At 68.4% G+C, this 24,487-nt stretch carries 25 protein-coding genes; 6 read left to right on the top strand and 19 right to left on the bottom strand.

Annotated features, from left to right (window positions below):
* The first annotated feature begins 53 nt into the window (after positions 1–53).
* From fabA to AC6R2M_RS03435, 5 genes are all read left to right on the top strand, one after another.
* Positions 54–575 carry a 3-hydroxyacyl-[acyl-carrier-protein] dehydratase FabA gene (gene fabA / locus AC6R2M_RS03455; RefSeq protein ID WP_500487472.1) on the top strand — a complete coding sequence of 174 codons (522 nt, stop codon included), beginning with the start codon at positions 54–56 and terminating at the stop codon, positions 573–575.
* Between the two features lie 30 nt (positions 576–605).
* Complete coding sequence (gene fabB, locus AC6R2M_RS03450) at positions 606–1,826, top strand: beta-ketoacyl-ACP synthase I (RefSeq protein ID WP_500485518.1); 1,221 nt, start codon at positions 606–608, stop codon at positions 1,824–1,826.
* A gap of 4 nt (positions 1,827–1,830) precedes the next feature.
* Positions 1,831–2,685, top strand: coding sequence for an enoyl-ACP reductase FabI (fabI, locus tag AC6R2M_RS03445; protein WP_500485516.1), 855 nt, complete (start codon positions 1,831–1,833; stop codon positions 2,683–2,685).
* Between the two features lie 73 nt (positions 2,686–2,758).
* On the top strand, positions 2,759–3,811 hold the full coding sequence (locus AC6R2M_RS03440; protein ID WP_500485514.1) for an aldo/keto reductase: 1,053 nt from the start codon (positions 2,759–2,761) through the stop codon (positions 3,809–3,811).
* A gap of 99 nt (positions 3,812–3,910) precedes the next feature.
* A complete protein-coding gene (locus tag AC6R2M_RS03435; RefSeq protein ID WP_500485512.1) occupies positions 3,911–5,167 on the top strand; it encodes a DUF5996 family protein in 1,257 nt (418 codons plus the stop codon).
* A 1-nt stretch (position 5,168) separates the two neighbouring features.
* Here AC6R2M_RS03435 and AC6R2M_RS03430 read toward each other — a convergent pair whose 3' ends face one another.
* Together AC6R2M_RS03430 and AC6R2M_RS03425 are read right to left on the bottom strand one after the other, a co-directional pair.
* Positions 5,169–5,924: a MauE/DoxX family redox-associated membrane protein gene (locus AC6R2M_RS03430; protein WP_500485510.1), complete on the bottom strand. Its 756-nt coding sequence runs from the start codon at positions 5,922–5,924 to the stop codon at positions 5,169–5,171.
* A gap of 75 nt (positions 5,925–5,999) precedes the next feature.
* Entirely contained in the window at positions 6,000–6,398 is a 399-nt protein-coding gene (locus AC6R2M_RS03425; RefSeq protein WP_500487470.1) for a MarR family winged helix-turn-helix transcriptional regulator, read from the bottom strand.
* Positions 6,399–6,567: 169 nt separating this feature from the next.
* Here AC6R2M_RS03425 and AC6R2M_RS03420 point away from each other — a divergent pair, with 169 nt between their 5' ends.
* Positions 6,568–6,996 (top strand): organic hydroperoxide resistance protein, encoded by a 429-nt coding sequence (locus AC6R2M_RS03420; protein ID WP_500485508.1) that lies wholly within the window; start codon positions 6,568–6,570, stop codon positions 6,994–6,996.
* A 77-nt stretch (positions 6,997–7,073) separates the two neighbouring features.
* On the opposite strand, the gene AC6R2M_RS03415 is transcribed toward AC6R2M_RS03420, so the two are convergent.
* The 17 genes from AC6R2M_RS03415 to AC6R2M_RS03335 form a co-directional block, all read right to left on the bottom strand.
* Positions 7,074–7,262 carry a hypothetical protein gene (locus AC6R2M_RS03415; RefSeq protein ID WP_500485506.1) on the bottom strand — a complete coding sequence of 63 codons (189 nt, stop codon included), beginning with the start codon at positions 7,260–7,262 and terminating at the stop codon, positions 7,074–7,076.
* Positions 7,263–7,362: 100 nt separating this feature from the next.
* Positions 7,363–8,235, bottom strand: a complete 873-nt coding sequence (bla, locus tag AC6R2M_RS03410; RefSeq protein ID WP_500485504.1) for a class A beta-lactamase — start codon at positions 8,233–8,235, stop codon at positions 7,363–7,365.
* Positions 8,236–8,325: 90 nt separating this feature from the next.
* Positions 8,326–9,495, bottom strand: coding sequence for a winged helix-turn-helix domain-containing protein (locus tag AC6R2M_RS03405; protein ID WP_500485502.1), 1,170 nt, complete (start codon positions 9,493–9,495; stop codon positions 8,326–8,328).
* An 83-nt stretch (positions 9,496–9,578) separates the two neighbouring features.
* Entirely contained in the window at positions 9,579–11,726 is a 2,148-nt protein-coding gene (gene pnp / locus AC6R2M_RS03400; protein WP_500485500.1) for a polyribonucleotide nucleotidyltransferase, read from the bottom strand.
* Between the two features lie 310 nt (positions 11,727–12,036).
* Positions 12,037–12,306 (bottom strand): 30S ribosomal protein S15, encoded by a 270-nt coding sequence (gene rpsO / locus AC6R2M_RS03395; protein ID WP_182084256.1) that lies wholly within the window; start codon positions 12,304–12,306, stop codon positions 12,037–12,039.
* Positions 12,307–12,542: 236 nt separating this feature from the next.
* Complete coding sequence (locus tag AC6R2M_RS03390) at positions 12,543–13,331, bottom strand: DUF4394 domain-containing protein (RefSeq protein WP_500485498.1); 789 nt, start codon at positions 13,329–13,331, stop codon at positions 12,543–12,545.
* Between the two features lie 73 nt (positions 13,332–13,404).
* Positions 13,405–14,397: a tRNA pseudouridine(55) synthase TruB gene (gene truB, locus AC6R2M_RS03385; protein WP_500485496.1), complete on the bottom strand. Its 993-nt coding sequence runs from the start codon at positions 14,395–14,397 to the stop codon at positions 13,405–13,407.
* Positions 14,397–14,810, bottom strand: a complete 414-nt coding sequence (rbfA, locus tag AC6R2M_RS03380; protein ID WP_500485494.1) for a 30S ribosome-binding factor RbfA — start codon at positions 14,808–14,810, stop codon at positions 14,397–14,399. Before rbfA ends, truB begins: the two co-directional genes overlap by 1 nt.
* Before the next feature lie 129 nt (positions 14,811–14,939).
* Positions 14,940–18,092, bottom strand: coding sequence for a translation initiation factor IF-2 (gene infB, locus AC6R2M_RS03375; protein WP_500485492.1), 3,153 nt, complete (start codon positions 18,090–18,092; stop codon positions 14,940–14,942).
* Positions 18,093–18,860 carry an RNA-binding protein gene (locus tag AC6R2M_RS03370; protein ID WP_500485490.1) on the bottom strand — a complete coding sequence of 256 codons (768 nt, stop codon included), beginning with the start codon at positions 18,858–18,860 and terminating at the stop codon, positions 18,093–18,095.
* Between the two features lie 5 nt (positions 18,861–18,865).
* The gene (gene nusA, locus AC6R2M_RS03365) at positions 18,866–20,461 is read right to left on the bottom strand and encodes a transcription termination factor NusA (protein ID WP_500485488.1); all 1,596 of its coding nucleotides are present in this window, start codon (positions 20,459–20,461) and stop codon (positions 18,866–18,868) included.
* Between the two features lie 90 nt (positions 20,462–20,551).
* Positions 20,552–21,160 (bottom strand): ribosome maturation factor RimP, encoded by a 609-nt coding sequence (rimP, locus tag AC6R2M_RS03360; protein ID WP_500485486.1) that lies wholly within the window; start codon positions 21,158–21,160, stop codon positions 20,552–20,554.
* Between the two features lie 162 nt (positions 21,161–21,322).
* On the bottom strand, positions 21,323–21,463 hold the full coding sequence (locus tag AC6R2M_RS03355; RefSeq protein WP_500485485.1) for a hypothetical protein: 141 nt from the start codon (positions 21,461–21,463) through the stop codon (positions 21,323–21,325).
* The gene (locus tag AC6R2M_RS03350; RefSeq protein ID WP_500485483.1) at positions 21,460–21,699 is read right to left on the bottom strand and encodes a hypothetical protein; all 240 of its coding nucleotides are present in this window, start codon (positions 21,697–21,699) and stop codon (positions 21,460–21,462) included. Before AC6R2M_RS03350 ends, AC6R2M_RS03355 begins: the two co-directional genes overlap by 4 nt.
* Before the next feature lie 5 nt (positions 21,700–21,704).
* Positions 21,705–22,406 carry a tRNA (guanine(46)-N(7))-methyltransferase TrmB gene (gene trmB, locus AC6R2M_RS03345; RefSeq protein WP_500485481.1) on the bottom strand — a complete coding sequence of 234 codons (702 nt, stop codon included), beginning with the start codon at positions 22,404–22,406 and terminating at the stop codon, positions 21,705–21,707.
* Between the two features lie 8 nt (positions 22,407–22,414).
* Positions 22,415–23,623, bottom strand: a complete 1,209-nt coding sequence (gene metK, locus AC6R2M_RS03340) for a methionine adenosyltransferase (RefSeq protein WP_500485479.1) — start codon at positions 23,621–23,623, stop codon at positions 22,415–22,417.
* A gap of 376 nt (positions 23,624–23,999) precedes the next feature.
* A complete protein-coding gene (locus AC6R2M_RS03335) occupies positions 24,000–24,428 on the bottom strand; it encodes a helix-turn-helix domain-containing protein (RefSeq protein WP_500485477.1) in 429 nt (142 codons plus the stop codon).
* Positions 24,429–24,487 lie beyond the last annotated feature (59 nt).

Below are 24,487 nucleotides of genomic sequence, written 5' to 3'. Positions count from 1 at the left end.
TGGTAAGGCCCCGTCACGACAGATGGGCTCTCGCGCGACAAACGGGCAGGATGATGGACGCAAGGCAGACGAGCTTCGACAGGGAGGAAATCCTGGCCTGCGGGCGGGGCGAACTCTTCGGGGCAGGCAACGCGCAGCTGCCGCTGCCGCCGATGCTGATGTTCGACCGGATCACCGAGGTCACCGAGGACGGCGGCGAATTCGGCAAGGGTTCGATCCGGGCCGAGTTCGACGTGTCGCCCGACCTCTGGTTCTTCGACTGCCATTTCAAGGGCGATCCGGTGATGCCGGGCTGCCTCGGCCTCGACGCGCTGTGGCAGCTGACCGGCTTCTATCTGGGCTGGCTCGGCGAGCCGGGGCGCGGACGCGCCCTGGGCGTCGGCGAGGTGAAGTTCACCGGCCAGGTCACGCCGAAGGTCAAGCTCGTCGAGTACGGCGTCGATTTCCGCCGCGTCATGCGCTCGAAACTCAAGCTCGGCATCGCGCAGGGCTGGATGAAGGCGGACGGCGAGATCATCTATCGCGCCAGCGACCTGCGCGTCGGCCTGTTCGTCGACGAGCCCGCCGGCGGCTGAGCCGCCGATCGTCGCACGGAGGAATTTGTCATGAGACGTGTCGTCGTCACCGGCCTCGGTATCGTGTCCTCGATCGGCAACAATGCCGACGAGGTCGCCGCCTCGCTCCGCGAGGCGAAGTCCGGGATCACCTTTTCGCAGGACTTCGCCGATCACGGCTTCCGCAGCCGCGTCTGGGGTCGCCCGACCGTCGACGCGGCGAGCCTCGTCGATCGCCGGGCCATGCGCTTCCTGTCGGAGGGCGCGGCCTGGAACCACATCGCGATGATGCAGGCGATCGAAAGCTCGGGACTGCCGGATAGCGACGTCTCGGGCAACGAACGCACCGGCATCATCATGGGCTCGGGCGGCGCCTCGACGCGCACCATCTACGAGGCCGCCGAGACGACGCTGAAGAACGGAAGCCCCAAGCGCATCGGCCCCTTCGCCGTGCCGAAGGCCATGAGTTCCTCGGCCTCCGCGACGCTCGCGACCTGGTTCAAGATCCACGGCGTCAACTATTCGATCTCCTCGGCCTGCTCGACCTCGGCGCACTGCATCGGCAACGCCGCCGAGCAGATCCAGTTCGGCAAGCAGGACGTCATGTTCGCAGGCGGCCACGAGGGCCTCGACTGGACCATGGCCGACCTCTTCGACGCCATGGGCGCGATGTCGTCCAAGTACAACGAGACGCCGGCCACGGCATCCCGCGCCTATGACAAGGAGCGCGACGGCTTCGTCATCTCCGGCGGAGCCGGCGTTCTGGTCCTGGAAGAGCTGGAGCACGCCAGGGCGCGCGGCGCGACGATCCTCGCCGAGCTCGTCGGCTACGGCGCGACCTCGGACGGCCACGACATGGTGGCGCCGTCCGGCGAAGGCGCGGTCCGCTGCATGCGTCAGGCTCTGGCAAGCGTCGAGGGCGAGATCGACTACATCAACACCCACGGGACGGCGACGGGCGTCGGCGATTCGAAGGAAATGCAGGCCGTGCGCGAGGTGTTCGGCGATAAGATCCCGCACATTTCCTCCACCAAGTCGCTGACCGGGCACAGCCAGGGCGCGGCGGGCGCGCAGGAGGCGATCTACTCGCTCCTGATGATGCGGGACGGGTTCCTGGCCGAGAGCGCCCATATCGAGACGCTCGATCCCGAATTCGAAGGTCTGCCGATCCTGCGCCAGCGGCGCGACGGGGCGGTGGACCGGGTCATGTCGAATTCCTTCGGGTTCGGCGGCACGAACGCGACGCTGGTCTTCCAGCGCTACGAGGACTGACGGCATGGGCGATTTGATGAAGGGGAAGCGCGGGCTCGTGATGGGCGTCGCGAACCACAATTCCATCGCCTGGGGCGCCGCCAAGGCGCTGGCCGGAGAGGGCGCGGAGATCGCGCTGACCTATCAGGGCGAGGCCTTCGGCAAGCGGGTGCGCCCGCTGGCCGCCGAGATCGGGGCCAACCTCCTCATCGACTGCGACGTGGAGGACATCGCCTCCGTCGATGCGGTTTTCGAGACGCTGAAGCGCGAGTGGGGCACGATCGACTTCGTGATCCACGCCATCGCCTTCTCGGACAAGAACGAGCTGAAGGGCCTCTACGCGGACACGACGCGCGCGAACTTCACGCGCACCATGGTCATCTCCTGCTTTTCGTTCACCGAAATTTCCAAGCGCGCCGCGCGCATCATGAACAATGGCGGCTCGCTCCTGACGCTGACCTATGGCGGGGCGACCCGCGTGATGCCGAACTACAACGTGATGGGCGTCGCCAAGGCCGCGCTCGAAGCCTCGGTGCGCTATCTCGCGGCCGATTTCGGCCCGCGCAACATCCGCGTCAACGCGGTCTCGGCCGGCCCGCTGCGCACGCTCGCCGGCGCGGGCGTCACCGACGCCCGGCTGATGCTGAACTACCAGCGCAAGAACGCCCCCATGCGCCGCATGGTGACGCACGAGGAGGTGGGCGGGTCCGTCCTCTACCTCGCCTCCCATCTGGCCAACGGCGTGACGGGCGAGATCCACTATGTGGACGCGGGCTACAACATCATGTCGATGCCGGCCCTCGACGAATTGAAGGCGCAGGAGCGCCGCGCGGAGATCGCGGGCGAATCCAACGCGCCCGAGGCCGAAGCCGCGAAGTAGCTTCGCGCGAACCTCAGTGTCTCGGAGCGCCGGCATTCCGGCGCTCTTTTCGTTTCCAGAAGGACAGTCCCCGATGCAGAAGGCCCGCCTCGGTCGCACCGATCTCTCCGTCAGCCGCATCTGCCTCGGCACCATGACCTTCGGCGAGCAGAACACGGAGGCCGAAGCCCACGCCCAGCTCGACCGCGCGGTGGAGGCCGGCATCGACTTCATCGATGCGGCCGAACTCTATCCCATTCCGCCCAAGCCCGAGACGCAGGGGCGGACAGAGGCCTATATCGGCTCCTGGCTGAAGGCGCGGGGCAACCGCGACAGGCTGACCATCGCCTCCAAGGTCGTCGGCCGCTCCGATTCCACCTGGTTCCGCGACGACGGCTCCAAGCCCAGGCTCGACCGGCGCAACATCGTGGAGGCGGTCGAGAAGTCGCTGCAACGGCTCGGCACGGACCGTATCGACCTCTACCAGATCCACTGGCCGGACCGCCGCACGGCCGGTTTCGGCTCCAATCCCACGCGCTGGTCGACCCCTTCGAGGGACGAGGACGAGGTGGCGATCGAGGAGAGCGCGCGGGCGTTCGCCGACCTCGTCGCCAGCGGCAAGATCCGCCATCTCGGCCTTTCGAACGAGAGCGCCTGGGGCACGATGCGCTGGCTCGCGGCGAGCGAGACGGGCGACGCCCCGCGAATCGTCTCGATCCAGAACGCCTACAATCTCGCCAACCGCACCTTCGAGACCGGGCTGGCCGAGATCGCCCATCACGAGGATGTCGGGCTCCTCGCCTATTCGCCGCTCGCGCAGGGCTATCTGACCGGAAAATACGCCAACGGCGCACTGCCGGCAGGATCGCGCAAGCAGCTCTTCGACCGGCTTCAGCGCTACGAGAAGGCGGGGGCTGCGGAGGCATACGAGGCCTACGTGGCGCTCGCCCGCGAGTTCGGCCTCTCGCCCGCCACCTTCGCCAACGCCTTCGTGCTCTCGCGCTCCTTCGTGACCGCCACCATCATCGGCGCGACGAGTCTGCCCCAGCTCGAGGAGAGTCTCGCGGCCGCCGATGTGGTCTGGACCGACGAGATGAGCGCGGCGGTCGATGCGCTGCACCAGCGCTTCGGCAACCCCGCCCCCTGATCGAACGCCTTCGCCCGCGAAAGGGTGAATGGCTCAAGGGTTGCGTTTCGCGATCCTGAGAGGAAACCTGCCGCGACCTCGACTCAACGGAGCGCGACGATGCGGCAGGATTGGCCCGAACTCGACTATCTGGGCTGGCGCGAGACCTGCTCGGCCCTGCATCTCTATCTGCAGATCGTCGGCAAGTATCGGCTCGCGCACACGCCCTGGGTCAACCATTCCTGGCACGCGACCTTCTATCTTGCGCCGCGCGGCTGGACGACGTCGCCGATCCCCGACGGGCCGGGGCTGGAATTCCTATTCGACCTGATCGAGCACCGGCTCGTCGGCCACAATGGCGAGGGGCGCACGGCCTCCATGCCGCTCGGACCGACCACCGTCGCGGCCTTCCACCGCGACTTCCGCGCGCTCGTCGCCGAGCTGGGGGGCGACCCGACCTTCCACGGCCGCCCGAACGAGGTGCCGTATCCGGTGCCTTTCGCGCAGGACGACCGCGAGCGCCCCTATGACGGAGAGGCCGTCACGCGCTTCTTCCGCGCCACTGCCAGCGTCGACCGCGTCTTCAAGGCCTTCCGCACCTCCTTCCTCGGCAAGGTGAGCCCCAGCCACCTCTTCTGGGGTTCCTTCGATCTGGCCGTCACGCGCTTTTCGGGCCGCACCGCGCCGCTGCACTCGGGCGGCGTCCCGGCCCTGCCGGACGACGTGGCGCAGGAGGCCTACGACCACGAGGTGTCCTCGGCCGGATTCTGGCCGGGCGGCGGCGGGCTCGACTACGCGGCCTTCTACGCCTACGCCTATCCGGCGCCGAACGGCTTCAGGACCGCCGCCGCCCAGCCGGACGCGGCGTTCTGGAGCACGGACCTTTCCGAGTTCATCCTGCCCTACGACGCGGTGCGCTCCGCGGCGGACCCGGACGCGGCGCTCCTCGCCTTCCTCACCTCCACCTACGAGGCCGCGGCCGAACTCGGCGCCTGGGACCGGGCGGCGCTCGAATGCGCGCCGGGCCGCCCCCGGCAGGTCCGCCCCGTGCGGCAGGCCGATGCGAGCCCGGCCAAGGGCGCCGAGCCCGTCGCCGTGGACGTGCGGCGCGAGGACGGGCCCGCCAAGGGCCGATATGCCGCGACCGTCGACGGGCACGAGGCGGAGATGACCTACAGCCGGGCCGGCGCCTCGCTCCTCATCATCGACCACACGGAGGTGCCGGACGCGCTGCGCGGGCGCAGCGTCGGGCTGGCGCTGGTGCGCCGCGCCGTGGAGGACGCGCGCGCCGACGGCATCTCGATCCTGCCGCTCTGCCCCTTCGCCAAGGCGCAGTTCGGCAAGCACCCCGAATGGAGCGACGTGCTGCGCGGCTGAATCAGAGGAAGTGGCGCAGCATCCAGAGCGCCATCGCCACCATCATCAGATTCTCGGTGAGCGAGACGAAGCCGAGGGGGACGTTGGAATCGCCGCCGACGCAGGCGCATTTCAGCTCCCGCTTCTCGACGTAGACCGCCTTGAACACCGAGACCGCGCCGACCGTGCCGATGAAGAGGGCGATCGGGATGGAGAGCCACATGAGCGCGCCGGAGATCATCAGGAGACCGGCGAGCCCTTCGGCATAGGGATAGATCCAGGCGTAGGGCACCCAGCGCTTCGCCAGAAGGTCGTAGCCGAGGAACATGTTGGCGAAGCTCTCGACGTCCTTCAGCTTCTGCAGGGCGAGAAGGCACATGGAGACCGCGACGAACCATTCGCCGGCCGCCACGGTCAGGAGCGAGCCGGTCGCCGCCCAGCTCATCGCCAGCGCGATCCCCGCCGCCATGGCGAAGAGCGCCGCGACCGGGCGATAGGTCAGCGCCTTCGGATCGCGCACCGCCTTGCCGAAATGGCGGCGCAGATCATCGTGGCCGCCGATGCGCCGCCCCGCGATGAAGGTCTGCGGCGTCGTCTTCACGCCGTGTTCGGCCTTGAAGGCATCGACCTCCTCGCGCGTGCGCAGCCAGTGATCCTCGACCGCATAGCCTTGCCGCTTCAACAGATCGAGCGTGCGAAGGCCGAACGGACAGACATGCTTGTCCATCACCATTCGATACAGAACGGCGGTCTTCTCGGGGTTCGAAACGGTCGTCATCGCATATCCTCTGCCGCAGGACGCGGCACCGAACTCAGGCTCGGACGGGATATGGGGCTTCCAGTCGCTGGAAGGTCAAGCGCGCCTGTCGTCGTCCGCCGTCGCCTCCGCGATGGCGTCGCGAAGGGCGCGGACCTTCTCGTTCAGCTTGGCGAGCTTCTTCATCTTCATGCCGGAGCGCGACAGGAGCGTCTCGGCGAGGCACACCCGCTCCTCCTTCAGCGCCCTGCCCTTCTCGGTCAGGCCGATCACGACCTGCCGGCGGTCCACGTCGTCGCGCTCGCGCGTCACGAAGCCGTTCTCGACCAGACGCCCGACGAGCGGCGTCACCGTGCTGGGCTCCAGCGCCAGACGATCCGCCACGGCCTTGGAGCTGAGCGGGGATTCCTCCCAGAGCGTGGAGAGCACCAGATATTGCGGATAGGTGATGCCCCAACCGTCGAGGACGGGCTTGTAGGCCCGCCCGACGGCCATGGAGGCGCCGTAGAGGGCGAAGCAGAGATGATCGTCGAGCTTCAGCTCGTCGCGCTCCTTGCCCACGGACGTCCCTTCCCGAATCGTACCTTCCAACAGTTAAGCGCTGGACAGGCCCGCCGCAAACGCCTATATTGATTATCACGATAATCAATTTGAGGAGTGATCGATGCCGGTCGAAGCCATCTACAAGACCAAGGCGACCGCAAGCGGCGGCGGTCGCGACGGGCGCACCCGTTCGGAGGACGGGTCGATCGACCTGAACCTCGTCGTCCCGAAGGAGATGGGCGGTCCGGGCGGCGACGGCGCCAATCCGGAGAAGCTGTTCGCGGCCGGCTACTCGGCCTGCTTCCTGGGCGCGATGCGCGCGGTCTCGAAGGGCGTCGGCGTCGCGGTGCCCGCGGATGCCACGGTCACGGCCGAGATCGGGTTCGGCAAGCGCTCCGAGGGCGGCTACGGCATCACCGCCGACCTGACCATCGCCCTTCCCGGCGTGGACAAGGCCGACGCCCAGAAGCTCGTCGACGAGGCGCACAAGGTCTGCCCCTATTCCAACGCGACGCGGGGCAATGTAAATGTCGGCCTGACGATCGCCTGATCGAAGACGCGCCAACGAAAACAGGAAGGCCCGCCGGTGACGGACCGGCGGGCCTTCTTCATGCGACGATCTCTCTTTCAGACTTCGTCGGCTTCCTCGCTTCCCGAGAGAAGCTCGTCCAGCGTGTCCGCCAGAAGGTCGAGCTGGTCGCGGCTCGCGGTCAGCTCCAGCGTCTGGCCGCCATCGTCCTCGATGTGGATCTGCGCGCTCTCGCCGTCCTCGCCCATCTCGATCCGGAACTGCTTGAGCATCTTGGTCGTCGCCATTGCGTCGTCTCCTCTTCGGACTGCCGGAACGCGGCCCGGCCTTCGAGGCTCCCGAAGCCGCGCGGGGCCTTCGGTCGCAGCCAACGAACGGCTCCTTCCGTCACAGGCTCGCGAGGGCGCGGCCGATCTCGGCCATCGCGCCGTCGATGACCGAGCGGTCGACCCTGTTCTCGTGGAAGTAGACGGCGACGACGAAGGGATCGCGATCGGGCGGCGTGACGATGGCGACGATGTTCGTCGCGCCGTTGCCGCCGCCTCCGGTCTTGTCGCCGACGGTCCACCCTTCCGGTACGCCCGCCCGCAGTTTGGCATCGCCCGTGACGGCGCTCTCCATCCATTCGTTGAGCTGGGCGCGCGAGGCGTCCGACAGAAGGTCGCCGAGCGCCATCGCCTGCAGCGTCGCCGCCATGGCGCGTGGCGTCGTGGTGTCGCGCTCGTCGCCCGGCGTGCCCTCGCTCAAAGCGGTTTCCCAGCGATCGAGGCGCGTGGTCTCGTCGCCCGCCTCGCGCAGCAGCGCGGTGAAGCCCTCCGGCCCGCCGAGGCTCTGGAGGATGAGATTGGCGGCCGGATTGTCGCTGGTCGCGACCGTCGCCGCGCACAGCTCACCGACCGTCAGAGAGGCGCCGATATGGCGCTCCGTGATCGGCGCATGGGGCACGAGGTCGCCTTCGCCGATCTCGATCTGGCGATCCAGCGTCCCCTCGCCGCGATCGACGCGCATCAGCACGGCGCCGGCGAGCAAAGCCTTGAAGGTGCTCGCCATCGGGAAGCGCTCGTCCGGGCGGTGCGACCATTCGCGCCCGTCGCCCGTGTCGCGGACGAGAACGCCCAATCGCCCGCCGATCTCGCTCTCCAGCCGCTCGAACAGGGCCTCCGGCGTCTCCTGGGCAGACGCCAGCCGGGGCAGGAGAGTGGCGCTCCCCACGGCGAGGGAGAGGACGGTGAAGCGACGCCGGGTCAGCTGGAAGGTCATGAAGAGTTTTCCCTGCCGCACCGTTGCGGCCTGGCGCTCTCATGGTCGATTCCCGTGTCGAATCGACGGAGGCTTTGCGGCGGCGCCTGCCTAAAGGTTTAAGGAATTCTCCGCCGCGCCGCGGACCTCGCCGAGACCCAGCCAGCGCGCCATCAGCGCGAGCTCCGCGTCGAGCGCCTCCGCGCTCCCGTCCGGCGCGTCGGCTTCCCAGTGGACCGCCTTGATCACCAGCCGACCGGCCTTGCGGTCGGCCTTCAGATCGACCCGGCCGACGAGCCGGTCGCCGAAGAGGAACGGCAGCACATAGTAGCCGTGGCGCCGCAGCGCTTCCGGCACGTAGATCTCGATCCGATAGCGGAAATTGAAGAGCCGCTCGGTCCGGTCGCGCTCGAAGACCAGCGGATCGAACGGCGCGAGCAGAGCCGTCGCCTCCACCCGGCGCGGCCGTCTGGCGTCACGATGGAGATAGGCCTTCGGCCAGCCGGGAACGGCAACGGGGAGAAGAACCCCCTCCTCCACCAGTTCGCCCACCGCGAGCCTCGTCTCCGCGACGCCGAGCCTGAAATAGTCGCGCAGCTCGGCCTCGGTCGCGATCCCGTGCGCGCGGGCGGAGCGCTCGATCAGTATCCGGTGCGCCTCCCCCTCGTCCGGCGCGGGCGCATCGAGAAGCGCGGACGGGATCACCCGCTCGGTCAGATCGTAGACACGCTCGAAGGAATTGCGCCGCGTGCGGGTGGTGACATGGCCGGCGTAGAAGAGCCATTCGAGCATCACCTTCGCCTCGCTCCACTCCCACCACCCGGGACGCCCGGTCCCGAGGTCGGAGGCCGCCATCGGACCTTCCGTGCGCAGGCGATCGAGGATCGCGAAGGCCTCCGCCCGACGCTCCTTCGCGATGTGCCGCATTCCCTGGTAGCCGGCCTCCCCCCGGTCGGCCCGCGCCATGCGCCAGCGCAGGGCCGGATAGAGGTCGAGCGGCAGAAGCGAGGCCTCGTGCGCCCAGAACTCGAAGAAGCGGCGCTCGGACGGGCGGCCCCAGGCGCTGCGCTCCAGAAGGGCGCGGTCGTAGGCACCGAGCCGCGAAAAGGCCGGCAGATAATGCGCGCGGGCCAGAACGTTGACGGAATCGATCTGGAAGAGGTTCAGCCGGCTCGCCAGCCGCAGCATGTGCCCGCGATCGGCGGCGACGGGTCGGGACGCTCCGAACCCTTGCGCGGCGAGCGCGATGCGTCGCGCCTGCCGAAGACCGAGGTTTTCCATGAACGCACCCCTGGGAGCCCGAACGAAAAGGGGCGAGCCGAACGGCCCGCCCCTTCGATCCTAGCCGAAGTCGTCGCCCGTGATCAGACGGCGTCCTCTTCGGCCTCGCCCTTCGGCGCCTTCTTGATCTCCTGGCCGGTCGCCTGATCGACGACCTTCATCGACAGGCGGACCTTGCCGCGCTCGTCGAAGCCCATGAGCTTGACCCAGACCTTCTGGCCTTCCTTGACCACGTCCTGCGTCTTCTGGACGCGCTCCGCGCCGAGCTGGCTGATGTGGACCAGACCGTCCTTGGCCCCGAAGAAGTTTACGAAGGCGCCGAACTCGACGCACTTCACGACCGTGCCCTCGTAGATCTCGCCGACTTCCGGCTCGGCCACGATGGAGTGGATCCACTTCTTGGCCGCCTCGATCTCCTTGCCCGAGGAGGAGGCGATCTTCACCGTTCCGTCGTCCTCGATGTTGATCTTGGCACCGGTCTTCTCGACGATCTCGCGGATGACCTTGCCGCCCGAGCCGATCACGTCGCGGATCTTGTCGGTCGGGATGTTCATCACCTCGATGCGCGGGGCGAACTCGCCGAGCTCGGCGCGAGCCTCGCCCAGCGCCTTGTTCATCTCGTCGAGGATGTACTGACGGCCACCCTTCGCCTGGCCGAGAGCGATCTGCATGATCTCCTCGGTGATGCCCTGGATCTTGATGTCCATCTGCAGCGAGGTGATGCCCTCGGAGGTGCCGGCCACCTTGAAGTCCATGTCGCCGAGGTGATCCTCGTCGCCCAGGATGTCGGAGAGAACCGCGAAGCGGTCGCCTTCCTTGATGAGGCCCATGGCGATGCCGGCGACCGGACGCTGCAGCGGAACGCCCGCGTCCATCAGCGCCAGCGAGGTGCCGCAGACGGTCGCCATGGAGGACGAGCCGTTCGACTCGGTGACCTCGGAGACGACGCGCAGCGTGTAGGGGAACTGCTCCTTGGCCGGCAGCATCGGACGGATCGCGCGCCAGGCGAGCTTGCCGTGGCCGATCTCGCGGCGGCCGGGCGAGCCCATGCGGCCCGTCTCGCCCACCGAATAGGGCGGGAAGTTGTAGTGAAGGAGGAAGGTCTCCTTATACGTGCCGGTCAGGGCGTCGACGAACTGCTCGTCCTCGCCGGTGCCGAGCGTCGCGACGACCAGCGCCTGCGTCTCGCCGCGCGTGAAGAGCGCCGAGCCGTGGGTGCGCGGCAGCATGCCGGCCTCGGCGACGATCTGGCGAACCTTGTCGAGCGGACGGCCGTCGATGCGCGACTGCGTGTCGAGGATGTTCCAGCGAACGATCTTGGCCTGGAGGTCCTTGAAGACCGTCCCGACCTGCTCCTTCGTGTACTTGGTCTCTTCCACGCCCTCGGGCAGGAAGTGGGCCAGAACTCGAGCCTTCACCGCGTCGACGGCCGCGTAGCGGGCCTGCTTGTCGGTGTTCTTGTAGGCGTCGCGCAGCTCGTTCTCGGCCAGCCCGAGCATCTCGCTCTCGAGCGCCGAATGGTCGGCGGGCGTGAAGTCGCGCGGCTCCTTGGCGGCGACCTCGGCCAGCTTGATGATGGCGTCGATGACCGGCTGGAAGCCCTTGTGGCCGAACATGACGGCGCCGAGCATGGTCTCTTCGTCCAGCTCCTGCGCCTCGGACTCGACCATCAGGACCGCGTCCTGCGTGCCGGCGACGACGAGGTCGAGCTTGGACTCGGCCATCTCGTCGACATGCGGGTTCAGCTTGAACTCGCCGCCGATATGGCCGACGCGCGCGCCGCCGATCGGGCCCATGAAGGGCACGCCCGACAGCGTCAGAGCGGCCGAGACGGCGACCATCGCGACGATGTCCGGATCGTTCTCGAGGTCATGCTGGAGGACGGTGGCGACGACCTGGGTGTCGTTCTTGTAGCCCTCGGCGAAGAGCGGGCGGATCGGGCGATCGATCAGGCGGGAGACCAGCGTCTCCTTCTCGGACGGACGGCCCTCGCGCTTGAAGAAGCCGCCGGGGATCTTGCCGGCCGCGAAGGTCTTCTCCTGGTAGTTCACCGTCAGCGGGAAGAAGTCGAAGCCGGGCTTGGGCTGCTTCTGCGAAACGACGGTGGCCAGGACCACGGTCTCGCCGTAGGTGGCGAGGACGGCGCCGTCGGCCTGGCGGGCGATCTTGCCCGTCTCCAGCGTGAGCGGACGGCCCGCCCAGTCGATCTCGACGCGATGCGTATCGAACATGGATGTCTCTTTCGTGCTCGGCCGCGCCCATATGGCGGCGGCCCGTTCATCTCGAAACGCGCACGGGCAAGACGGCAGGAAGCTTCATGGGAGGTTCGGCACGATCCTTGCCGCATCGTCTGGCGATGCGGCGTCGCGCCGGGAAGCGTCCGGCGATCCTGCCCCGTGAGCGTTCGGCTCGTCCGGCGGGGGCCCGCTTCGTCCAGAAGGGGCGGATCCGCCGGGGCAGTGGGCGCCGCTCCCGAACCGGGCGCGGCGATCATGGTCGAAGGGGCGGCCGCCGGTCGGCACCCGCCCCTTCGAGGATTGACTAGCGGCGCAGGCCCAGACGGCCGATCAGGGCCGTGTAGCGGTCTTCCTCGCGGTCCTTCAGATAGTCCAGGAGGCGACGACGCTGCGAAACCATCTTCAGAAGGCCACGACGGGAGTGGTTGTCCTTCTTGTGGCCCTTGAAGTGCTCGGTCAGGTTGGCGATGCGCTCGGAGAGCAGCGCGACCTGGACTTCGGGCGAACCGGTGTCGCCTTCCTTGGTCGCGTATTCCTTGAGAAGCTCGGCCTTGCGCTCGGGCGTGATCGACATCGGGGATCCCTTTCTGGATTGGAGGGTTCGGTCGCCCCAGGCCGGGATGTCGTCCAGCGAGGGGCCATGGAAAAGCGCCCTCCGGCGTGAGGCTCGAAGGGCGACGGGCTCGATATACGCGCCTCGGCCGCCGATTACCAGCCCGCTTCGGTCATGCCGGCGGCGAGCGCGGCCCCCGAACGAAGAGGGCGGACCCGAAGGCCCGCCCCATAAAGCTCGAAACGCTTCGACCAGCCTTACATCGCCGGGCCGGGCATGAAGGAGACGTCGCGGACCTCGCCCTCGACACCCTCCAGCGGGCCTGCCTCGGTCGCCGCGCCGGACTCCAGATCCACGGTGTAGACCGTGCCGCCGGTGACCAGCCACGCGGTGTTCTCGCTTCCGTCCGAGGAATGGATGTCGAAGGCGTAGGGTGCCGCACCCTCGATGCCGAGCCCGCCGATGGTCGCCAGCGTGCCGTCGTTCGGGGCGGTCTGCTGGATCAGCGCGCCGAGCGTCGCGTCGATGTCGTACATCGCGGTCGCCTCGGGCTTCTCGAAGGAGTTGGTGTAGGCGACCGCCACGATGTCGGGCGAGGCGGACGCGTTCTCGTCGCCCTCCGTGAAGGCCAGCTCGCCGTCCGTCGTCACCTCGCCGGTGTCGACATTGATGCGGTAGTTGGTCGTGCCCGTGGTGACGCGGAGCCGATCGGCCGCGGGGTTGAAGTCCACCGCAACGGTGGTCGCCCCGGCGGGGATGGCGGTGTTCAGGGTCGAGACCTCCTCGACCGAACCGGTCGCCGGGTCGATGCGCAGGATCCGGTTCTGCCCGTCGACGCCGTAGAGCTCGTTGTCGGCGGGACGGAAGTCGATGCCGTGCAGGCGCTCGACGCCCTCGACCTCGACGGTCTCCTGGACCTCCCAGGTCTCGCTGTCGACGGTGACGAGCGTCGCGTCGTCGGTCAGGAAGACGGCGGGGACGGCGGCGGCCATCGCGGTCGAAGCGAGAAGGGCGCCGGCGCCGAGGGTCAGAGTGCGGATGATCATGAGCTTCCTCCGTGTTGGGTTCGCAGGAAGCTACGGATCGAGACCGCGATGGTTTCAGAAGCGAGGCAGGCTTTTATCTGCCGCCGAACACGCGACGGGGATGGAAGGCCCCCTCCTCGACGGTGCCGATCGCGACGAGACGGCCGTGGCCGGTCGCATAGGCCTCGTCGAGCGCGGCCGGAGCGTCGCGACCGCGCAGGAGCACCGGATTGCCCGAGCGCACCCGCCCCGCCTGATCGTCCGTCAGCCGCACCTCGTAGAGGTCGCAGAGCGCCGTCGCGGGATCGAGAATGAAGGCGTCGAGCGCCGAGAAGTCGGTGACCCGCGCCTTGGCGCCGGCGGTGATCGCCTCTTCGTCGAGCGTCTCGCGTCCTTCGTCGGCGGCCGCATCCAGGTCGTCCACGGTGACGAGGTCCTCCTCGTCGAAGCCGCCGACGGCCGTGCGCCGCAGTTCGACGATATGCCCGTAGCAGCCGAGGTCGCGGCCCATGTCGCGAGCGATCGAGCGCACATAGGTGCCCTTGCCGCATTCGGCCTCGAAGACCGTGACGTCCGCCGACGGGGTCTCGACGATGGCGAGGTCGTGGACCTCGACGGTGCGGGCGGCGATCTCCACCGCCTCGCCCGACCGCGCGACGTCGTAGGCGCGCTCGCCGTCGATCTTGATCGCGGAGAACTGCGGCGGGACCTGGCTGATCGCGCCGGTGTAGCGCGGCAGCAGCGCCTCGATCGCCGCGACGTCCGGCCGGGCGTCCGACGAGTTCGTCACCGGGCCTTCCGTATCGTCGGTCGTGGTCTCGGCGCCCCAGCGCACGGCGAAGCGGTAGGTCTTGCGCCCGTCCATCACGTAGGGGACCGTCTTCGTCGCGTCGCCCAGCGCGATCGGCAGCATGCCGGAGGCGAGCGGATCCAGCGTTCCGGCGTGGCCCGCCTTCTGCGCGAAGTAGAGCCACTTGATCTTGGCGACGGCCTCGGTCGAGCCCATGCCCTTCGGCTTGTCGAAGATGACCCAGCCCGAGACCGGACGTCCCTTGGGCTTGCGCCCCTGGCGGTGCTGGCGACCCATCAGCGTTCCTCCCCCTCGTCGCCGTCGAGGTCGCGGGCGACTTCCGGCGAGCGCAGGAGCGCGTCGATCCGCGCGTAATTGTCGAAGCTGTCGTCCTCGCGGAAGCGGATGTCGGGCATGTACTTCATCTGTCTGAGAGCGGGCGCCAGACGCCCGCGAATGAACTTGGCGTTGCGGTTGAGCGCGGCGACGAAGGGATCGAGGTCCTCCTGGCCAAGCACGGTCATGTAGGCGGTCGCGAGCTTCAGGTCCGGCGACATGCGAACCTCGGTCACCGAGACCACGGCGCCCTTCAGCGCCGGATCCTCGATCTCGCCGCGCTGGAGAACGGCGGTCACGGCGTGGCGCACGGTCTCACCGACCGAGAGCTGGCGCTGGGAGGGACCTTTGGGAGTGTTGCGGGTTTTGACCATGGCTCTTGAACGCTCGAACAGTTCGAGGAGGGCGCCCGGCCGCCACGAGCGAAGAAGGCCCGGCGCGGGGCGCCGGACCTTGTTTCACTCGCAGGGCTGAGCGCGCTTGGCTCTGACGGCTTGCGGCCGTCAGAGCGTGCGGGCGACGTGCTCGACGCGGAAGTTCTCGATGATGTCGCCCTGGCGGATGTCTTCGTAGTTCTGGAAGGCCATGCCGCACTCCTGGCCGCCCGGCACCTCCTGGACCTCGTCCTTGAAGCGCTTGAGCGTCTTGAGCGTGCCCTCGTGGATGACGACGCCGTCGCGGATGAGGCGAACGCCCGCACCACGCTCGACCTTGCCTTCCGTGACACGGCAGCCGGCCACCTTGCCGATCTTCGTGATGTGGAAGACCTCGAGGATCTCGGCGTTGCCGAGGAAGGTCTCGCGACGCTCCGGCGAGAGCAGGCCCGACATCGCCGCCTTCACGTCGTCTACCAGATCGTAGATGACGTTGTAGTAGCGGATCTCGATGCCGGCCTGATCGGCGGCCTGACGGGCCTGCGCATTGGCGCGCACGTTGAAGCCGATGATCGCCGCGTTCGAGGTCTGGGCGAGCTGCACGTCGGACTCGGTGATGGCACCGGCGCCCGAATGGACGATGCGCGCCTGCACCTCTTCCGTGCCGAGCTTCTCCAGCGAGGCGGCGATCGCCTCGACCGAACCCTGCACGTCGCCCTTGATGACGAGCGGGAAGGTCTTCAGGCCCGACGCCGAGAGCTGCGTCATCATCTGCTCGAGCGAACCGCGCTGGCCGGCGGACTTGGCCACCGCCTTCTCGCGCGCCAGCCGCTGGCGGTAGTCCGCGATCTCGCGGGCCTGCGCCTCGTCCTTGACGACCGCGAAGCGGTCGCCCGCGCCCGGCGTGCCCTGCATGCCGAGAACCTCGACGGGCATGGACGGGCCGGCGGACTTGAGCTGCTTGCCCTGGTCGTCGACGAGGGCGCGCACGCGGCCCCACTGGTCGCCGGCCACGACGATGTCGCCCGTCTTCAGCGTACCGGCCTGGACGAGAACGCTCGCCACCGGACCACGGCCCTTGTCGAGCTTGGCCTCGATCACGACGCCCTCGGCGGTGCGGTCGGGATCGGCCTTGAGCTCCTGGACTTCGGCCTGGAGGATGATCGCCTCGAGCAGCTTGTCGAGATTGGTGCCGGCCTTGGCCGAAACCTCGACGTCGAGCACCTCGCCGCCCATCGATTCGACGAACACCTCGTGCTGCAGCAGCCCGGTGCGGACCTTCTGCGGATCGGCGCCCGGCTTGTCGATCTTGTTGATCGCCACGATGATCGGGACGCCCGCCGACTTGGCGTGTTTGATCGACTCCACCGTCTGCGGCATCACCGAATCGTCCGCCGCCACCACGAGGATCGCGATGTCGGTCGCCTGCGCGCCGCGGGCGCGCATCGCGGTGAAGGCCGCGTGGCCCGGCGTGTCGATGAAGGTGATCGGCTGGCCGTCATGCTGGATCTGGTAGGCGCCGATGTGCTGCGTGATGCCGCCGGCCTCGCCGGAGACCACGTTGGTCTTGCGCAGGGCGTCGAGCAGCGACGTCTTGCCGTGATCGACGTGGCCCATGATGGTCACGACCGGCGGACGGGCGACCATCTTTTCCGGATCGTCGGCGACATCGAAGATGCCGGTCTCGACGTCGGACGCGGCGACGCGCTTCACCGTGTGGCCGAACTCGGCTGCGATCAGCTCGGCGAGATCGGCTTCGATCACGTCGCCCGGCTTCATCATCTGCCCCTGCGACATGAGGAACTTGATGACGTCGACGGCTCGCTCCGACATGCGGTTGGCGAGTTCCTGAATGGTGATGGTCTCTGGCAGAATCACTTCGCGGGCAATCTTCTCGCGGGGCTGGCTCGACTGGGAGCGCCGGAACTTCTCCTGACGGCGACGCATCGAGGAGAGCGAACGGCCGCGCGCATCGTCGTCCGACAGGGCGCGGTCGAGGTTGACGCGGCCGGCGCGGCGATCGGCCTCGCCACGGCCGCGCGACGGCTTGGCCGCATCGGCCGCCGTGCGCGGGGCACCGGGACGGCGACGGGCGTCGTCCTCCTCGGCGCGCGCCTTGCCGCGGCCGTCGATCGTGCGGCCGGCGGGACGCAGGCCGAGATCGTCGGCCGGGGGCGGCGGTCCGGGGATGACATTGGCGGCGCTGCCGGCGCCGCGAGCGCGCGGCTTGGCCTGGGCGCGACGCTCGGCGTCCTCCTCGGCCTTCTTGCGGGCAGCCGCCTCCAGCTCGAGACGCGCGGCCTCCTCGGCCTGGCGGCGCTCGGATTCCTCACGCTCGGCGCGGCGACGCTCGTCCTCCGCGATGCGGCGCGCCTCCTCTTCCTGGAAGAGCCGGCGATCCTCGGCCTCGCGCTGACGAGCGAGCTCCAGGGCGCGACGACGGGCGTCCATTTCCTTCGACGACAGGTCCGAAAGGACCGCGCCGCGCGGCTGGCGCGCACCCGGCGCGCTGGTGCCGGGACGGCCCTGCGGCTGGCCCGGACGGGACTGCTGCATGCCGGGGCGCTGCGGCGCGCCGGGACGGCCGACGGGCTGGGCGCCGCGCGGCGGCTGGCCGGCGGGAGCACCGGGGCGCGACGGCGTCTGCGGACGCGACGCAACCGGAGCACCACTGCGAGCGGCGGGCGCGGAAGGAGCCGCCGGGCGGCTCGCCTGAGGCGCGGCAGCGGCCGGTGCAGCCGGGGCAGGAGCGGCCGCGACGGGCGCAGCCGGAGCCGGCGTCGGCTCGACCTTCGCCGGCTCGGCGGGCGCGGCGGCCTGCGGCGCGGGCTCGGCCTTGCGCTCGGCTTCGGCGGCGGCCGCCTTCTCGGCAGCCTCCGCGTCGCGGCGCGCCTTCTCGGCCGCAGCCTCGGCCTTCTCGGCCTCGGCGCGTTCGGCGGCTTCCTTGGCCTGCTGCGCGGCCTCGGCCTGAGCGGAGGCTTCACGCGCCTCGGCTTCGGCGGCCTCCTGCGCCTTGGCGTTGGCGAGAGCCTGAGCCTGGGCGGGCGTCAGCGAGGGACGTGCGCCGAGGCCGGCGGCAACGCTCGGGGATGCGCCGCTCGCGGGGCCTCCCTCGGGCTTGTTGATGCGCCGCTTCTTCGTCTCGACGACCACGTTGTTGGAGCGGCCGTGCGAGAAATTCTGACGCACCACCGACTGCGAGACGCCGCCCGGCTTGATGGACAGCGTCTTCTTCGTCGAAACGGTCAGCGTCTTGTCGTCGCCGGATTTCGTGTCGCTCATTTAAACTTCCGCTTCCTGCCCGGACGATCTTCCAGGCGCTTCGTCCGTGCGGGGCGTCGCGTCGCCGCTCTGCCCATGTTCTTCCTTCGAGGTCGAGCCGGTCCGCTCGTCGCGGCCCTGCTCCCCGTCCCTCGTCGCAGAGTCTTCCCCGCGATAAACCTCCAGCGCATGGAGGCGATTCAAGAGCGCGGCACCCGCGTCTCCCGCAAGGACGGCCGCATGTACCACATTCGCCCGGCCCAACGCCAAACTCATTTCGTCCACCGTGAACGGCGAATGGACGGGAATTGCTCCCCCGCCCGTTCGGACCGCGCCGGCATGGCGCGCCCCTTCCATCTTGCGCCGCCCGTCGGGCGACCCGTCGCGGGCCTGCAGAAGGGCCAGAACCCGGCCTGAGCGCAGATCCGCCTCGACCTTCGCCGCGCCGGCCGAAAGCTGGCCGGCCTTGCGGGCAAGGCCCAGGGCCCCGAGAGCGGACTTCGCCAGAAGATTCTCGACGAGGTCCGCCAGATCCTTCTCCGCGCGGCCCTCGCCCTTGAAGGCCCTGCGGAACGCGTTGCGCGCCACGGCCTTCTCGACCGCCGAGCGCCGCGCCTCCACATGGGCGCCGCGCCCGGGCAGACGCCTGCGAAGATCGGGGACGACCGCCCCGTCCGGGCCGACGACGAAGCGGATCAGGCGATCCGCCGGCAGCCGGTCGCGCGAGACGATGCACATGCGATCGTTCAGCGTCTCGTCCTCCGGCTCGATGTCGCCCTGCCCGTCCATCCGGCTCAGGCCTCCTCTTCGGTCTCCTCTTCGCCGACCTCCGGCGCCAGTTCCTCTTCGCTCACCCAGCCGGCCTGGATGCGGGCCTGCATGATCATGGCCTCGGCATCCTGACGGCTCACCTCGAAGTTCGAGAGCGCGCCGGGGAATCGCTTGGTCTCGCCGTCCTTGCGCTCGCTCCAGCCGACCAGATCGTCGGCGGCGCAGCCCGCGAAATCCTCCAGCGTCTTCACGCCGTCCTCGCCGAGGGCGACGAGCATCGGCGTCGTCAGGCCGTCGATGCCGCGCAGGTCGTCCGAGACGCCGAGCTCGCGACGCTTGGCGTCATGCTCGGCCTCGACACGCTCCAGATACTCGCGCGCCCGGTTCTGCAGCTCGCCCGCCGTGTCCTCGTCGAAGCCCTCGATCGACGAGACCTCGTCGGAATCGACATAGGCGACTTCCTCGACGGTCGTGAAACCTTCCGAGGCCAGCAGCTGCGCGACCATCTCGTCGACGTTCAGCGCGTTCATGAACAGGTCGGAGCGCTCGGCGAATTCCTTCTGGCGGCGCTGCGATTCCTCTTCCTCGGTGAGGATGTCGATGTCCCAGCCCGTCAGCTGCGAGGCAAGGCGAACGTTCTGGCCGCGACGCCCGATCGCCAGAGACAGCTGGTCATCGGGAACCACGACTTCAATACGCTCTGCGTCCTCGTCGAGCACGACCTTGGCGACCTCGGCCGGCTGCAGCGCGTTGACGAGGAAGGAGGCCGCATCCGGCGACCAGGGAATGATGTCGATCTTCTCGCCCTGCAGCTCCGCGACGACGGCCTGGACGCGGCTGCCGCGCATGCCGACGCAGGCGCCGACCGGATCGACCGAGGAATCGCGGGAGACGACGGCTATCTTGGCGCGCGAGCCCGGATCGCGGGCGACCGCCTTGATCTCGATGATGTCGTCGTAGATTTCCGGCACTTCCATCGTGAAGAGCCGCGCCATGAACTGCGGATGGGTGCGCGACAGGAAGATCTGCGGGCCGCGCGGCTCGCGGCGCACGTCGTAGACGAAGGCGCGCACGCGGTCGCCGTAGCGGAACAGCTCGCGCGGAATCTGCTCGTCGCGGCGGATGATGCCCTCGCCCTTGCCCAGATCGACGATGACGTTGCCGTATTCGACGCGCTTCACCGTGCCGTTGACGATCTCGCCGACGCGATCCTTGTACTCGTCGTACTGCTTGTCGCGCTCGGCCTCGCGCACCTTCTGCACGATGACCTGCTTGGCGGACTGGGCGGCGATGCGTCCGAAATCCATCGGCGGCAGCTGCTCGGCGATGAAGTCGCCCGGCTCGGCGTCCGGATTCTTGTCGCGGGCGAGATCGAGATAGATCTGCGTGTTCGGATCCTCGACGTCCTCGACGACCTCCAGAAGACGCTGGAGCTTCATCTCGCCGGTGCGCTGGTTGATGTCGACCCGGATGTTGGTCTCCTGGCCATAGCGGGCGCGCGCCGCCTTCTGGATCGCCTCGGCCATCGCGCCGATGACGATCTCGCGGTCGATCGACTTCTCGCGCGCGACCGCATCGGCGATCTGCAACAGTTCGAGTCGGTTCGCACTGACTGCCATTGTCTTCACGTCTCCTGGTCGACTCCCGCAGCCGTCTCGGCCCGCCGGTCGTCCGTTTCGTCGCCGCGCGGGCTGCCCGCCCGCTGCCGCTCAATGCACCGTCGGCCCGGTATCCTCCCCGGACGCGTCGTCGTCTTCCGGCTCGCCGCGTGCCTTGCGCGCGGCCTTGTCGGCCTTCAGCGAAGCCTGGATCAGCTCATCCGTCAGGATCAGGCGCAGCTCGCCGATCGCATCGAAGGGAACCTCGATCGTGCTCTCCTCGCCATAGGCCGGCTGGTCGCGCTCGAAGCGGATCGCCTCGCCTTCCACCGCCACGATCCGCCCCCGGAACCGCTTGCGGCCGCCGATGGCGCGGCTAGTCTCGAGCTTGGCGAGATGCCCGGCCCAGGCCTCGAAATCCTCCCGGCGCACCAGCGCGCGGTCGATCCCGGGCGACGAAATCTCGAGATGGTAGGTGCCGTCGACCGGATCCTCGACGTCCAGAAGCGGAGAGATCGCCCGGCTCACCGCCTCGCAATCCTCGATCGACATCGTCCCGTCCGGCCGTTCGGCCATGATCTGAAGCGTCTTGCCGTTCAGCCCCGACAGCCGCACCCGCACCAGCCGGTATCCGATCTGCTCGATCGCCGGCTCGACGATGGCGGCGACGCGCGCCTCCTGACCGTCTTCGATGATGATGCGCTTGGACTGCAGCGTCACGGAGGCTCCGAATTCACCGGTTGGCGCTCCGCGGAACACGCGGAGCGAATGAACGAAGCGAAGGACCGGACCTAACAAAAAGAGCGGGACCGGGAGGACCCACTCTCACGATCACATCGCTAGAGAATATGGTGGCTTACCTACACCCCGATCGGCGGAAGATCAACCCTTCGAGCGATCGGGCTGCATTCGCGCCCGCATCTCGGCCTCGCTTTGCCGAGCATGAAGGTAATAGGCCGCGAAGCCCAATCCTCCGACGAGGAAGGGCAGGACGAAGTAGGCGAAGATGAAGGCGCCGCTCATCTCAAGTCCCTCAAGGTCCATCGCGCGAAAATATGGAGCGATACGGCCACGATCATCCACAATATCGTCCCCACGATCAATCCCAGCAAGGGGAACGGGCGATCCGACGGCCCAAGCCCGTAGCTGGCGGTGACGATCGGGCCGAGGACGCCGACGGCCAGCGCGGCCGTGGACGCGCGGTCGAGCGCGTTGGCCAGCAGCTTCGTCCGTTCGTTGTGGACGAGATCGGACGGCACGATCCTCACGCCCTCCGGAAGATCAGATAGGTCCCGGTGCGCCCCTCCCGGTGGGCCTTGGCTTCGTAGCGCGTTCCCGGCCAGCCCTCGTAGGGATTCCGCCATTCGCCTTCCGGCCGCGCGATCTGGAAGGAGGGATGGCGCGCGCAGTGATCGAGCGTCCAGGCCACATAGCTGTCGATGTCCGAGGCGAAGCGGAACAGACCGCCGGGCTTCAGAACCCTCGCCAGCCGGTCGAGATTGCGATCCGACACGAAGCGGCGCTTCCAGTGCTTCTTCTTGTGCCAGGGGTCCGGGTAGAGAAGATCGATCCCGTCGAGAGCGCCGTCCGGCAGCCAGTCGAGCAGGCGCGTCGCGTCGTCGTCGTAAAGGCGCAGATTGGCGATCGGCGCCTCGTCGAGCGCGACCAGCATCTTCGCCATGCCGTTCACGAAGGGCTCGACACCGATGAACCCGGTCTGCGGAAACCGTCCGCACTCGTGCCGCAGATGCTCGCCGCCGCCGAAGCCGATCTCCAGCCGCACCGCCTCGACCGGTCCGGGAAAGAGCGAACGCAGATCCGTCGGCGCCTGCGAGGCGAGCTCCACCCGCAGAACGGGCAGGAGCGTTTCCAGAAGACCCGCCTGAAGCGGGCTCAGCGTCTTGCCCTTGTGGCGTCCGAAGAAGGCCTCGCGCGAACGCGTCGGCCGCGAGGCCTCTTCCGTCATCGCGAACCTCAGGCGCCCAGCGCGGCCTTAAGCTTGGGCGCGAGATCGGTCTTCTCCCAGGAGAAGGACCCGTCGCGCCCCGGCTTGCGGCCGAAATGGCCGTAGGCGGCGGTCTTGGCGTAGATCGGCTTGGCGAGCTGCAGATGCTCGCGGATGCCGCGCGGCGTCAGGCTGACGAGCGAGCGGATCGCCTTCTCCACCTCGGCCTCGTCCACCTTCCCGGTCCCGTGGAGATCGACATAGATCGACACGGGCTCGGCGACGCCGATCGCGTAGGCGAGCTGGATCGTGCAGCGTTCGGCGAGCTTCGCGGCGACGACGTTCTTGGCGAGGTAGCGCGCGGCGTAGGCGGCCGAGCGGTCGACCTTTGTCGGGTCCTTGCCCGAGAAGGCGCCGCCGCCGTGCGGCGCCGCGCCGCCATAGGTGTCCACGATGATCTTGCGGCCGGTGAGGCCCGCGTCGCCGTCGGGGCCGCCGATGACGAACTTGCCCGTCGGATTGACGTGCCAGACGCAGTCCTTGGCGATCGGCAGCCCTTCCGTCGCCTCGCGCACGAAAGGCTCGACGATGCGCCGCACGTCCTCGGAGGTCAGGCTCTCGTCGAGATGCTGGGTCGACAGGACGATCGACGCGATCTCGGCGGGAGCGCCGTTCTCGTAGCGGACGGTGATCTGGCTCTTGGCGTCCGGGCCGAGCTTGCCGGCCTCGCCCTCGCCGGCGCGGCGGGCCTGGCTCAGGCGCTCCAGCACCTTGTGGGCGTAGAAGATCGGCGCCGGCATCAGCTCCGGCGTCTCGCGGCAGGCGTAGCCGAACATGATGCCCTGGTCGCCGGCGCCTTCGCTCGTCTTGTTGCCCGCATCCACGCCCTGCGCGATGTCGGCCGACTGCGCGTGGAGAAGGACGTCGATCTTGGCGGTCTTCCAGTGGAAGCCGTCCTGCTCGTAGCCGATGTCCCTCACGGCCCGGCGGGCGGCGGCCTTCACCTTGGAGCGGATCTGCTTCTCGTCGAGGGAGCAGCGAACCTCGCCGGCGATGACGATCCGGTTGGTCGTGGCGAGCGTCTCGCAGGCGATCCGCAGATTGCCGAGATCCATGCCCGCCTTCTTCGCCTCCTTGAAGAAGAGGTCGACGACTTCGTCGGAGATGCGGTCGCAAATCTTGTCGGGGTGACCTTCCGAGACGCTCTCGGAGGTGAAGAGGTATTCGCTGCGTGCCATATGGAGCTTTCCCGCCGCGAACTCAGGTTCGCGACCCTTCTGGATCGATTTCGATGGACCGACCCGCCGAGCGCGGACCGGTAGGGAGTGAAGCCCGCATGACGGGCGTCGCCGGTTTGGCGCGCAAGCCACAAAGCGTCAAGGGAAATCGGGGAGAGGGTTCGGCGCGAATCGGGCGCCGGACAGGCCGCACAGAGGGCTCCAGGCACCGTTACGCCGCCCCCTCACCAAGCGGGACACCGGCCGATCAGACGATCAGCCGGATCGAACATCTTGGGCGCCGCGACCGGCCGCCCTCAAGATCGGCTGGGGTTTCGGAAGGACCCGGTCCCCAAGCCAGCCGCTCCCGCCCGCGTTCGAACTCATGCGCCGCGAGCTACCGCTTCGACGACCTCGTCACGGACGTCGATGCGATGGAGCGCACCAGCTCCAGAACGCTGTGGCGGATCTTCGGATCGCCGATCTTCTCGAACTCGGCGGCGACCCGCGCGGCTTCCGCTTCGGACGCGCGGCGATCTTCCAGGGACGGCTGGTTCTCGCCCTCGGCAAACCCTTCCGGGCTCGACGGGCTGCTGAGCCCGTCGAAGAAGAACTCGATCGGCGTCTCCAGCACCTCGGAGATCGAATGGAGGCGACCGGCGCCGATCCGGTTGGTCCCCTTCTCGTATTTCTGGACCTGCTGGAACGTCACGCCGAGCCGCTCGCCGAGCTTCTCCTGACTGAGACCGAGTTCGCGTCGACGCTTCTGGACCCGTCGTCCGATATGCGCATCCGCCGGTTCAGGCTTCTTGTTGCTCGCCCGCATTCTTCCCCCGTCGTCACGGCCCGGGATGGCCCGTCAAATGTTCATATCAATTCCTATGA

Source organism: Aureimonas sp. CAS (genome assembly GCF_059838215.1).
Note: the sequence above shows the minus strand (reverse complement) of the source record. Positions and strands in the feature narration are given on the sequence as shown.